At 46.0% G+C, this 12,450-nt stretch carries 13 protein-coding genes; all 13 read right to left on the bottom strand.

The window, feature by feature from the left end:
- Positions 1 to 6: 6 nt before the first annotated feature.
- The 13 genes from rplV to rpoC all read right to left on the bottom strand — a co-directional run bounded on the left by rplV (position 7) and on the right by rpoC (position 12,426).
- Positions 7 to 339, bottom strand: coding sequence for a 50S ribosomal protein L22 (gene rplV / locus ACIFO6_RS04450; RefSeq protein WP_354455247.1), 333 nt, complete (start codon positions 337 to 339; stop codon positions 7 to 9).
- Between the two features lie 36 nt (positions 340 to 375).
- Positions 376 to 654, bottom strand: a complete 279-nt coding sequence (rpsS, locus tag ACIFO6_RS04445) for a 30S ribosomal protein S19 (protein ID WP_044647210.1) — start codon at positions 652 to 654, stop codon at positions 376 to 378.
- Positions 655 to 726: 72 nt separating this feature from the next.
- Positions 727 to 1,557 (bottom strand): 50S ribosomal protein L2, encoded by an 831-nt coding sequence (gene rplB / locus ACIFO6_RS04440; protein WP_134912313.1) that lies wholly within the window; start codon positions 1,555 to 1,557, stop codon positions 727 to 729.
- Between the two features lie 30 nt (positions 1,558 to 1,587).
- Complete coding sequence (rplW, locus tag ACIFO6_RS04435; protein WP_013312159.1) at positions 1,588 to 1,878, bottom strand: 50S ribosomal protein L23; 291 nt, start codon at positions 1,876 to 1,878, stop codon at positions 1,588 to 1,590.
- Positions 1,878 to 2,501 carry a 50S ribosomal protein L4 gene (rplD, locus tag ACIFO6_RS04430; protein ID WP_013312160.1) on the bottom strand — a complete coding sequence of 208 codons (624 nt, stop codon included), beginning with the start codon at positions 2,499 to 2,501 and terminating at the stop codon, positions 1,878 to 1,880. The genes rplW and rplD overlap by 1 nt, the downstream gene beginning before the upstream one ends.
- A 26-nt stretch (positions 2,502 to 2,527) precedes the next feature.
- Positions 2,528 to 3,151, bottom strand: a complete 624-nt coding sequence (gene rplC / locus ACIFO6_RS04425) for a 50S ribosomal protein L3 (protein ID WP_430038531.1) — start codon at positions 3,149 to 3,151, stop codon at positions 2,528 to 2,530.
- 32 nt (positions 3,152 to 3,183) lie between these two features.
- On the bottom strand, positions 3,184 to 3,492 hold the full coding sequence (gene rpsJ, locus ACIFO6_RS04420; protein ID WP_005544556.1) for a 30S ribosomal protein S10: 309 nt from the start codon (positions 3,490 to 3,492) through the stop codon (positions 3,184 to 3,186).
- A 340-nt stretch (positions 3,493 to 3,832) separates the two neighbouring features.
- Positions 3,833 to 5,023, bottom strand: a complete 1,191-nt coding sequence (gene tuf, locus ACIFO6_RS04415; RefSeq protein ID WP_430038529.1) for an elongation factor Tu — start codon at positions 5,021 to 5,023, stop codon at positions 3,833 to 3,835.
- Between the two features lie 94 nt (positions 5,024 to 5,117).
- The gene (gene fusA / locus ACIFO6_RS04410; protein WP_430038527.1) at positions 5,118 to 7,196 is read right to left on the bottom strand and encodes an elongation factor G; all 2,079 of its coding nucleotides are present in this window, start codon (positions 7,194 to 7,196) and stop codon (positions 5,118 to 5,120) included.
- Positions 7,197 to 7,243: 47 nt separating this feature from the next.
- Positions 7,244 to 7,714, bottom strand: a complete 471-nt coding sequence (gene rpsG, locus ACIFO6_RS04405) for a 30S ribosomal protein S7 (protein ID WP_007432586.1) — start codon at positions 7,712 to 7,714, stop codon at positions 7,244 to 7,246.
- 50 nt (positions 7,715 to 7,764) lie between these two features.
- Positions 7,765 to 8,187: a 30S ribosomal protein S12 gene (gene rpsL / locus ACIFO6_RS04400; protein WP_007432587.1), complete on the bottom strand. Its 423-nt coding sequence runs from the start codon at positions 8,185 to 8,187 to the stop codon at positions 7,765 to 7,767.
- A gap of 143 nt (positions 8,188 to 8,330) precedes the next feature.
- Positions 8,331 to 8,582 (bottom strand): ribosomal L7Ae/L30e/S12e/Gadd45 family protein, encoded by a 252-nt coding sequence (locus ACIFO6_RS04395; RefSeq protein WP_430038526.1) that lies wholly within the window; start codon positions 8,580 to 8,582, stop codon positions 8,331 to 8,333.
- Positions 8,583 to 8,811: 229 nt separating this feature from the next.
- Positions 8,812 to 12,426, bottom strand: a complete 3,615-nt coding sequence (gene rpoC / locus ACIFO6_RS04390; RefSeq protein ID WP_430038524.1) for a DNA-directed RNA polymerase subunit beta' — start codon at positions 12,424 to 12,426, stop codon at positions 8,812 to 8,814.
- Positions 12,427 to 12,450 lie beyond the last annotated feature (24 nt).

The following is a 12,450-nucleotide window of genomic DNA, read 5'->3' as shown; positions in this document are numbered from 1 at the left end:
CCCTCCTTATTTTTCAGATACCACCAAAGTAATATGACTGGTGCGTTTATTGATGCGGCTTGCACGTCCCATTGCACGCGGGCGGAACCGTTTCATTGTAGGACCTTGGTTCACAAAAACTTGCGATACAACCAAGTTGTTCACGTCCAAAGAGTAGTTGTGGTCTGCATTTGCAATAGCAGAGTTCAACAGCTTCTCAACGACTGGAGAAGCGGATTTCGGAGTATGGCGAAGAATTGCGATCGCCTCACCAACCTGCTTGCCGCGAATCAAATCAATAACGAGTTTAACTTTACGAGCGGAAATCCGTACGGATTTAGCATGTGCTTTTGCTTCCATTGAGTTTACCTCCTCTCAAACACTACGCTGTGTTGATTATCTTCTTGTTTTTTTATCGTCATCCGAATGGCCTTTATAGGTACGTGTTGGAGCGAATTCGCCCAATTTGTGTCCTACCATATCTTCCGTTACGTATACTGGCACATGTTTACGACCATCGTATACACCAAACGTATGTCCAATAAATTGCGGGAAAATTGTAGAGCGACGGGACCAAGTTTTGATCACAACTTTTTTGTCCGATTCGTTCAAAACCTCTACTTTTTTCAACAAGTAACCATCAATGAATGGTCCTTTTTTGAGACTGCGACCCATGTATGAATCCTCCCTTCGTTAAAACGTTGTCGTTCCTTAATATGTTAACGTGCGACTTAAGCGCACATCTTATTACTTAGTACGACGACGAACGATGTATTTATCAGATGCTTTGCCTTTTTTACGCGTTTTGTAACCAAGGGTTGGTTTACCCCATGGAGACATTGGAGATTTACGTCCTATTGGAGCGCGACCTTCACCACCACCGTGTGGGTGATCATTAGGGTTCATTACAACACCACGAACTTCAGGACGTTGTCCCAACCAACGGCTACGTCCGGCTTTACCGATCTTCACCAATTCATGGTCTTCGTTACCAACAGAACCGATTGTAGCGCGGCAAACTTTCAGAACGCGACGAACTTCACCAGAAGTCAAACGGATTGTAACATACTTCTCTTCTTTACCAAGAAGCTGGGCTTCCGTACCGGCAGCGCGAACGAGTTGACCACCTTTGCCCGGTTTCAATTCGATATTGTGAATAACCGTACCTACTGGAATGTTCTCCAAAGGCAAAGAGTTACCGATTTTGATATCGGAACCTACGCCGGAAACCACTTCGTCCCCTACTTTCAAGCCTTTAGGAGCGATGATATAACGTTTTTCACCATCCACATAGTGGATAAGTGCGATGTTGGACGTACGGTTCGGATCATATTCGATCGTAGCAACGCGGCCCGGTATTCCATCTTTGTTACGTTTGAAGTCGATAATACGGTATTTACGTTTGTGTCCACCGCCATGATGACGAACCGTAATTTTACCTTGGTTATTACGTCCAGCTTGCTTGCTCAGAGGCGCCAGCAACGATTTCTCGGGCTGATTAGTTGTGATCTCTTCGAAAGTAGATACAGACATAGCGCGTCTGGCCGGGGACGTCGGTTTATACTTTTTAATTGGCACTGAGTTTCCCTCCTTACTTTACAGTTTCAATTATACCGTTTCAAAAAACTCAAGCGGCTTACTATCTTTGCTCAGCGTTACGAACGCTTTTTTCCACTCGCTCGTATAGCCGGAATGACGTCCGTAGCGTTTTGGTTTTGCAGGAACACGAAGCGTGTTTACGTTACTTACTTTCACGTTAAAGATCGCTTCGATTGCTTTTTTAACTTCGACTTTGTTGGAACGAATGTCTACCTCGAAAACGTATTTCAAGTCATTCATCATACCAGCCGTACGTTCGGTGATAACCGGACGTTTGATAATATCACGAGGATCCTTCATTACGCGAGCACCTCCTCTACCTTCTGAACTGCTTCCTTCGTAATGATCAGTTTGTCGTGTCCAAGCACGTCAAGAACATTAATGCCGTCTGCGGCTACAAACTTCACACCAGGAATATTACGAGCGGACAGTGCCACATTATCATCATAGCTTGGGGCTACGATTAATGCTTTACGGTCAGCTTTAAGGTTGTTCAAAATGGCTGCGAATTCTTTCGTTTTAGGTCCGTTCAGTGTAAGAGCGTCCAATACGATGATTTCATTCTCAATCACTTTAGAAGACAAAGCCGATTTGATCGCCAAGCGACGAACCTTTTTAGGTAATTTGTAAGCATAGCTGCGTGGAGTCGGACCAAATACAGTACCGCCACCAACCCATTGCGGTGCACGGATCGAACCTTGACGAGCGCGGCCAGTACCTTTTTGTTTCCAAGGTTTACGTCCGCCACCACGTACTTCAGAACGTCCTTTTACTTTGTGAGTACCTTGACGCAGGGAAGCCAATTGCATAACAACAGCGTCATGAAGAACGTGTTTATTCGGTTCGATACCGAATACTGCGTCGTTCAATTCAATTTCACCAACTTGGCTGCCGCTAATATTAAAAAGTGCTACTTTTGGCATTTTGTGTTCCTCCTTTCTTCAGTTGTTTATTTTTTCACCGTTTCTAATACTTTAATGAAGCTGTTTTTAGGTCCTGGAATGGAGCCCTTCACGAGCAATACATTACGTTCTGTATCGATCTTAACAACTTCAAGGCGTTGGATCGTTACCGTTTCATGCCCCATGTGTCCTGGCAGGTGTTTACCTTTAGGAACGCGGTTAGCTTGAATGGAGCCCATCGAACCTGGACCTCTGTGGTAACGCGAGCCGTGTGCCATTGGTCCGCGGCTTTGTCCCCAACGTTTGATAACGCCGGCAAAACCTTTACCTTTAGATATACCTGTTACGTCAACGAATTCGCCTTCTGTGAAGACATCAGCCTTCAGTTCTTGGCCAACCTCGTACGCAGCAAGGTCGATGCCACGAAGTTCACGAACGTAGCGCTTAGGTGCAGTATTTGCTTTTTTCGCATGTCCCGCTTCAGGTTTATTGGATCTTTTTTCTTTTTTATCAGAGAAACCGAGTTGAATAGCTTCATATCCATCGTTTTCCAGATCTTTCTTTTGCAGAACAACACAAGGGCCCGCTTCGATAACCGTAACAGCAAGTACGTTACCTTCAGGGGTAAACACTTGAGTCATTCCGAGTTTTTTTCCTAAGATACCTTTCATGTTGACACCTCTTTTCTTTTCCTAATCACAAATTACAATTTAATTTCGATATCTACACCGGACGGCAGGTCCAAGCGCATCAAGGCATCCACAGTTTGTGGAGTCGGGTTAACAATGTCGATCAGACGCTTATGTGTGCGCATTTCGAACTGTTCCCGGGAATCCTTGTACTTGTGTACCGCACGGAGAATAGTAATGATTTGTTTTTCAGTTGGCAGCGGAATGGGTCCAGATACACCTGCGCCCGAACGTTTAGCTGTTTCAACAATTTTCTCAGCGGATTGATCAAGAATTCTGTGGTCGTAAGCTTTCAAACGAATACGAATCTTTTGCTTTGCCATTTTAGTCCCTCCTTTTATCGCCCAATTTGGTATCGGACATACTCCGTGAAAATTTTCCGACATCCCTCCCATGGCAAAGGGGCCGGGTGTGTCAGTAACCTCTCACATCATCGCACAGTCACAAACAACATTAGTTATTATATCTAATAGTTCTGCCTATTGCAAGCAAAAACGAAAAAAAACAATGTATCTTATTTTGAAAAGATACAGTTGCACTCGCAGCTCGCGATTTATTCAAGAGAAAAGCCCCCGCACCAGGGCGGGGGCTTCTTTTAGCTCCGTTCCAATACAATGTTACTCGTTCCAGTACAATGTTGCATTATTTAAAGGCCAAAGCCTCTTATTTTGTGATTGTTGCTACCGCACCAGCGCCAACTGTACGTCCACCTTCACGAATAGAGAACTTAGTTCCTTCTTCGATAGCGATTGGGTTGATCAGTTGAACAGTAACTGTGATGTTGTCACCAGGCATTACCATTTCGGAACCTTCTGGCAAAGTGATGATACCAGTTACGTCAGTTGTACGGAAGTAAAACTGTGGACGGTAACCAGTGAAGAAAGGCTTGTGACGTCCACCCTCTTCTTTAGTCAAAACGTAGATTTGAGCAGAGAATTCTGTATGAGGTTTAACAGAACCTGGTTTAGCCAATACTTGGCCACGCTCGATTTGTGCACGATCTACACCACGAAGCAATGCGCCGATGTTATCGCCGGCTTGAGCAGAGTCAAGCAATTTGCGGAACATTTCTACGCCTGTTACTACGGATTTACGGGATTCTTCTTGAATACCGATGATTTCGATTTCTTCGCCCACTTTAATAGTACCACGCTCTACACGGCCTGTAGCAACTGTACCACGACCTGTGATGGAGAATACGTCCTCGACAGGCATCAAGAAAGGCTTGTCAGTGTCGCGTTCTGGAGTTGGGACGTAAGTGTCGATTATTTCGAACATTTCAACGATTTTCTTAGCATAGTCGCCCTCTGGGTTTTGCAGAGCTTCACGAGCGGAACCGCGAATGATTGGAGTGTCGTCGCCTGGGAAGTCATATTCGCTCAGCAAGTCACGAACTTCCATTTCAACCAGTTCCAACAGCTCTTCGTCTTCAACCATGTCACATTTGTTCAGGAATACAACGATGTAAGGAACGCCTACTTGGCGGGACAACAGGATGTGCTCACGAGTTTGCGGCATTGGGCCGTCAGCTGCGGATACAACCAGAATCGCTCCGTCCATTTGTGCAGCGCCAGTGATCATGTTTTTAACATAGTCGGCGTGACCTGGGCAGTCAACGTGTGCATAGTGACGGTTAGGTGTTTCGTACTCCACGTGTGCTGTGGAGATTGTGATACCGCGTTCGCGCTCTTCTGGAGCTTTATCGATTTGGTCGAATGCTACAGCAGCACCACCGTAAGTTTTGGACAATACAGTTGTGATTGCAGCAGTCAAAGTAGTTTTACCATGATCGACGTGACCAATAGTACCGATGTTAACGTGCGGTTTGTTACGTTCAAACTTAGCCTTTGCCATTTGAACAATTCCTCCTCAATAACTTGTTTTATTTTTAGGCTGCCGGCTTCCTCTTGGAAAAACCTTGATTATACCAGTCAGCTGATACATTGTATTACTCGCCGCCCTTGGTTTTGGCAACGATCTCTTCAGCAATGCTCTTCGGAACTTCTTCATAATGAGAAAGCTCCATAGAGAAAACGCCGCGTCCTTGTGTACCGGAACGAAGTGTAGTCGAGTATCCGAACATTTCGGACAAAGGCACCTTCGCACGAATGATTTGAGCTCCACTACGGGAATCCATACCTTCAATCCGACCACGACGGGAGTTCAACATACCCATTACGTCACCCATGTATTCCTCAGGAGCCGTTACTTCAACTTTCATGATCGGCTCAAGCAATACCGGTTTACATTTGTCTTTCGCTGCTTTCAGCGCCATTGATCCGGCAATTTTAAACGCCATTTCATTGGAATCGACATCATGGTATGATCCGTCCACAATTGTAGCTTTAACGTCCACAAGCGGGAAGCCTGCGATAACGCCGTTTTTCATTTGTTCCTCAATACCAGCAAGAGCAGGAGCGATGTACTCTCTAGGAACAGAGCCGCCGACTACCTTACTTTCGAATTGGCTACCAGTACCTGGCTCAAGCGGTTCGAACTCAACCCATACGTGACCATACTGACCACGACCACCGGATTGACGAACGAATTTACCTTCAACACGTGCTGGAGCACGGAACGTTTCGCGGTAAGCAACCTGTGGTTTACCCACATTGGTTTCCACCTTAAACTCACGACGCATACGGTCAATGATGATATCAAGGTGAAGCTCGCCCATACCTGCCAAGATGGTTTGACCTGTTTCTTCGTCAGTATGAGCGCGAAGAGTTGGATCTTCTTCGGTCAATTTACCAAGGGCAACAGACATTTTATCTTGGTCAGCTTTGGTTTTAGGCTCAACTGCGATTTCGATAACCGGATCAGGGAAATTCATGGATTCGAGAATAACTGGATTCTTCTCATCACACAGTGTATCACCTGTACTTGTATCTTTCAAACCTACGGCTGCCGCAATATCACCGGAGTAGACTACAGTGATTTCTTGACGGCTGTTCGCATGCATTTGAAGAATACGTCCGATACGTTCGCGCTTGCCTTTTGTTGCATTCAATACGTATGAACCCGATTGAAGAACACCGGAGTATACGCGGAAGAATGTCAGCTTACCAACGTAAGGATCCGTCATGATTTTGAAGGCCAATGCGGAGAAAGGCTCTTCATCGGAAGAGTGACGTTCAACTTCCGTACCATCTTCCAGATGCCCTAGAATACTTGGCACGTCAGTAGGAGCTGGCAAGTAATCGAGAACAGCATCCAGCATCAGCTGAACACCTTTGTTACGGTAAGAAGATCCACAGATAACTGGGAAGATCTTAACTTCTACAACACCTTTACGGAGAGCGGCTTTAATTTCGGCAACCGAAATTTCTTCGCCTTCCAGGTATTTCATTGTCAAATCTTCGTCCAGTTCAGCAACCTTCTCAATCAATTCATTACGGAGTTCTTCAACTTTATCTTTGAATTCCGCAGGAATTTCAACTTCTTCGATATCTTGACCAAGATCATCTTTGTACATATGAGCTTTTTGTTCAACGATATCGATGATACCAGTAAAATCATTTTCTGCGCCGATTGGCAATTGAATCGCAACTGCGTTCGCTTGAAGGCGATCACGCATGTCAGAGACAACATTCAGGAAGTCGGCACCAATGATATCCATTTTGTTTACATATGCGATCCGTGGAACGCCGTAGCGATCAGCCTGTCTCCATACGGTTTCGGACTGAGGCTCAACGCCTTCTTTCGCACTGAAAACACCAACTGCTCCGTCCAATACACGAAGGGAACGTTCAACTTCAACAGTGAAGTCAACGTGCCCCGGGGTGTCGATGATATTGACGCGGTGACCTTTCCAGGCAGCGGTCGTCGCAGCGGAAGTAATCGTGATTCCGCGCTCTTGTTCTTGTTCCATCCAGTCCATTGTCGCAGCGCCTTCGTGAACTTCACCGATTTTGTGCGTACGTCCTGTGTAGAACAAGATCCGCTCTGTTGTTGTGGTTTTACCCGCGTCAATATGAGCCATGATCCCGATATTACGTGTATTCGTCAAGGAGAACTCTCTTGCCATGAAATGGGTCTCCCTTCAAAATTGAAGTTATTTTTTTGAGCTGAATCCTACCAACGATAGTGAGCAAACGCTTTGTTCGCTTCAGCCATTTTGTGTGTATCTTCGCGTTTCTTCACGGAAGCGCCTGTGTTGTTGGAAGCGTCAATAATTTCAGCTGCCAAACGCTCTTCCATCGTTTTCTCGCCGCGGTTACGGGAGTAGTTTACGAGCCAACGTAAACCCAGGGAAGTACGTCTTTCTGGTTTTACCTCGATTGGTACTTGGTAGTTGGCACCGCCGACACGGCGTGCTTTAACTTCCAGGACTGGCATGATATTCTTAATAGCTGCTTCAAAAACTTCCATCGGGTCATTCCCCGTACGTTCTTGGATAAGCTTGAACGCATTGTACAGAATGCTTTGAGCAACGCCTCGTTTTCCGTCGAGCATGATGCGGTTGATCAGGCGGGTAACCAACTTGCTGTTATATACCGGATCTGGCAACACGTCTCTTTTGGTAACTGGACCTTTGCGTGGCATGGATATCCCCCTTTCTTACATGTTAAACCGATTTATTCGGTTTATATTCATTAGGATTTTTTAGCTTTAGGGCGTTTTGCGCCGTATTTGGAACGAGCTTGCATGCGGTTGTTTACGCCTGCAGTATCCAAAGCACCGCGAACGATATGGTAACGTACACCTGGAAGATCTTTTACACGACCCCCGCGAATCAGCACTACGCTGTGTTCTTGCAGGTTATGTCCGATACCCGGAATGTAAGCAGTCACCTCTACACGGTTCGTCAAACGAACACGAGCATATTTACGAAGTGCGGAGTTTGGTTTTTTTGGAGTCATAGTACCTACACGAGTGCATACTCCGCGTTTTTGCGGGGCACTGATGTCGGTAGCTTCACGTTTCAAGGCGTTAAAACCTTTTTGCAAAGCCGGTGATTTCGATTTCTCGATTTTGGCTTGACGTCCTTTACGAACCAGTTGGTTAATAGTTGGCATTGTGGTTGCCACCCCCTTCCTCAATTTTTCCTGTTGCTTCACAAACCATTTCTAAGCCCACAGACCCAGGCGGTTCATAAAAGAACAAATGAAAAGTCTTTGCCGCCAAGAATTCATTCTCTCAGACAAAAACGTTCCTTACCCTATTGTTTTACGATAGCAGCCATAGCCGCTCCCACTTCAATCCCACATGCTGCCCCGAGATTTTTCATTGTATCTACAAGAGTCACCTTGACTCCTTGCTTGTTGCACAAAGCAATGATGTTGGAAGTGAGACGTGGATCTGCGTCTTCTGCCACATATACTTCAGAGGCGAAGCCCAATTCGACCATACGTATGGTTTGTTTGGTACCGATTTTGACATGAGCATCTTGCAGTCCCTGATCTTTAGACATATCTCATTCCTCCGAAAAGACACAATAGCATATAGGCTGCTCACGCACCTTTGCTATATTAGCATTGACTATAAGCAATGTCAAGAAAATTATCGACTATAGTCTACTTAACAAAGCTATACAATACATTTCAAGAAAAAAGCACCGGAACACCGTCTAATAGAGCATAATCTAAAAGCTCATCAGAGAAAGATGTTCCGGGCCCATCATGCCATTTGTTAACGTTATATTACTCGGCCGAAATCGGTTCGAGTTCTTCGGACGAGGATTGCTCCCCCTCCGGTTGGGCAAATTTCACACTGCGGTAACGGTTCATTCCTGTACCTGCAGGGATCAACTTACCAATAATAACGTTCTCTTTCAGACCAAGCAACTGATCGACTTTGCCTTTTATTGCTGCATCGGTCAGCACGCGTGTGGTCTCTTGAAAGGAAGCTGCTGACAAGAAGGAGTCAGTTTCCAGAGATGCCTTGGTGATACCAAGCAGAACCGGTTTGGCTACCGCTGGCTCTTGACCGCTGAGAATCGCTGTCTTGTTGGCATTTTCATACTCGTGCACATCAACAAAAGAGCCTGGAAGCAGTGTTGTATTCCCCGCATCAAGGATACGGATTTTACGCAACATTTGACGAATCATAACTTCCACGTGCTTATCATTGATTTCTACGCCCTGATTCCGGTATACACGTTGAACTTCCTGAAGGATATAGTTCTGTACCCCGCGAATACCTTTAATGCGCAGCATTTCTTTAGGGTCGATTGAACCGTCTGTCAGTTCATCCCCGGCTTCAACAGTCATGCCTTCGCTTACGCGCAGACGAGAACCATACGTAACCGAATAAGTTTTCGTTTCAGCTTCACCCTGAATGTCGATCTCACGGCGATCTTTGCCTTCACGAATTTCTTTAACTGTACCGTCAATTTCACTGATGGTTGCCTGACCTTTAGGATTACGCGCTTCGAAAAGCTCCTGAATACGCGGCAAACCTTGTGTAATATCGTCGCCCGCTACACCGCCAGTATGGAATGTACGCATTGTAAGCTGAGTTCCTGGTTCACCGATGGATTGTGCCGCGATAATACCAACTGCTTCACCAATCTCAACGTGTTTGCCAGTAGCCAGATTGCGACCGTAGCATTTCTTGCAGACGCCATGTTTGGCACGACAGCTCAGTACAGAACGAATTTGAACCTTTTGTACACCAGCTTTAACAATTGCTTCCGCTTTGTCGGAATCAATCAATTCGTTGCGGCCAGCCAAAATCTCACCAGTCTCCGGATGACGTACCGTTTCAAAGCAATAACGGCCTTCCAGACGGTCATACAGATCCTCAATAACTTCTTTACCATCCTGAATACGGCTTACTGTAAAGCCTTTGTCCGTTCCGCAATCTTCTTCACGCACGATAACATCCTGCGCCACATCGACAAGACGACGAGTCAGGTAACCTGAGTCAGCCGTACGTAGCGCTGTATCCGCCAAACCTTTACGCGCTCCGTGAGTGGAGATGAAGTACTCGAGTACTGTCAAACCTTCACGGAAGTTCGATTTAATTGGGAGTTCGATAATACGACCGGATGGATTCGCCATCAGACCACGCATACCGCCGAGCTGGGTAATCTGTGATTTGTTACCCCGCGCTTTGGAGTCTACCATCATCATGATGGAGTTATAGCGATCCATGGACTTCATCAGCACTTCGGTAATATCATCTTTCGCTTTGGACCAAATATCAATAATCCGGTCATAGCGTTCCTCGTTCGTAATCAAACCACGACGGTATTGATTCGTTACGACTTGCGCTTTGTCCTCAGAACCTTTAAGAATTCCTTGTTTTTCCACTGGCACGATAACGTCCGATACAGCAACAGTTACGCCTGAACGAGTAGAATACGTAAAACCAAGCTGTTTAATTTTATCCAAAATCACAGCTGTTTCTGTTGTATGGTAAGTTTCAAAGCAACGGGCAATAATGTTACCAAGGTAATCCTTACCTACCCCGTTAGCTTGCGGAGCATTTTGAATCGCATCTGTAAGATTTACACCCTTCTCGTAAACAAAGAATTCCTCCGCAGTACCATAAAGCAGGTTAGCACGGGTAGCATCATTGATGTACGGGAAGCTGGCCGGGAAAATTTCATTAAAGATAATTTTACCAACCGTGGTGATCAGCATCGCACCCTGTTGTTTTTCCGTAAAGCTCGTTTTATTCAAAGCTTTAACCGGAATAGCTACACGAGCATGAAGACCCGCTGTACCGCGTTGATAAGCCGATATAGCCTCGTTCATGTTACGAAGGATCATGTTGCTACCTTCTTCTTCTTTGTTATCCATAGTCAGATAGAAAGAACCAAGGACCATATCCTGGGAAGGAGTAACAACAGGTTTGCCGTCTTTCGGATTCAAAATGTTACCGGATGCCAGCATGAGCAAACGAGCTTCTGCTTGGGCTTCCGCAGACAATGGAACGTGAACCGCCATTTGGTCACCGTCAAAGTCGGCATTGTATGCCGTACATACGAGCGGATGCAAACGGATTGCACGACCTTCAACCAAAATCGGTTCAAACGCCTGAATACCGAGTCTATGCAGCGTAGGGGCACGGTTCAGAAGAACCGGATGCTCCCTGATTACTTCTTCGAGCACATCCCATACTTCTGCGCTCACACGCTCTACTTTACGTTTCGCACTCTTAATGTTGTGTGCAAGACCTTTGTTCACAAGTTCTTTCATAACAAAAGGTTTGAACAGTTCCAATGCCATTTCTTTCGGCAAACCACATTGATACATTTTCAAGTACGGACCTACCACGATAACGGAACGACCGGAGTAGTCAACACGTTTTCCGAGCAAGTTTTGACGGAAACGTCCTTGTTTACCTTTCAGCATGTGGCTGAGGGATTTCAATGGACGGTTACCCGGACCTGTAACAGGGCGGCCACGACGACCATTATCGATCAGGGCGTCAACAGCTTCCTGCAGCATACGTTTTTCATTTTGTACGATAATATCCGGAGCACCCAGATCTAGCAGGCGTTTCAGACGGTTGTTACGGTTAATAACACGGCGGTACAAGTCATTCAGGTCAGAGGTAGCAAAACGTCCACCATCCAGCTGTACCATCGGACGAAGCTCAGGAGGAATAACAGGCAGCACGTCCATGATCATCCAGTCCGGCTGGTTGCCGGAGTTACGGAACGCCTCAATCACTTCAAGACGCTTGATCGCACGGTTGCGGCGTTGACCTTGAGCTGTACGCAGCTCTTCTTTCAGAAATTCCAGTTCTTTGTCTATATCCAAATCTTGAAGGAGCTTCTTAACCGCTTCAGCACCCATACCTGCCTGGAATCCGTAGCCGTATTTTTCACGGTAGCTGCGGTATTCTTTCTCGGACAGGAGTTGCTTTTTCTCCAATGGCGTATCTCCTGGATCAGTTACAACATAAGATGCGAAGTAAATGATCTCTTCCAGAGATCTTGGAGACATATCAAGAGCAAGACCCATACGGCTCGGAATGCCTTTAAAGTACCAAATATGCGATACAGGGGCAGCCAGCTCGATGTGACCCATACGCTCACGACGAACCTTAGCGCGGGTAACCTCAACGCCACAACGGTCACAGACAACACCTTTATAGCGCACGCGCTTGTACTTACCGCAATGACATTCCCAGTCTTTCGTAGGTCCGAAAATTTTCTCGCAAAATAGTCCTTCTTTTTCCGGTTTAAGCGTACGATAGTTAATCGTCTCCGGTTTTTTGACTTCTCCGCGGGACCAAGAACGAATCTTTTCGGGGGAAGCAAGCCCGATTTTCATATATTCGAAATTGTTAACGTCCAACAAGGAGCAACCCTCCTTAACCAAATC

The sequence above is a fragment of the Paenibacillus sp. NRS-1781 genome (genome assembly GCF_050467745.1).
GTDB classification, from domain to species: domain Bacteria; phylum Bacillota; class Bacilli; order Paenibacillales; family Paenibacillaceae; genus Paenibacillus; species Paenibacillus terrae_A.
Note: the sequence above shows the minus strand (reverse complement) of the source record. Positions and strands in the feature narration are given on the sequence as shown.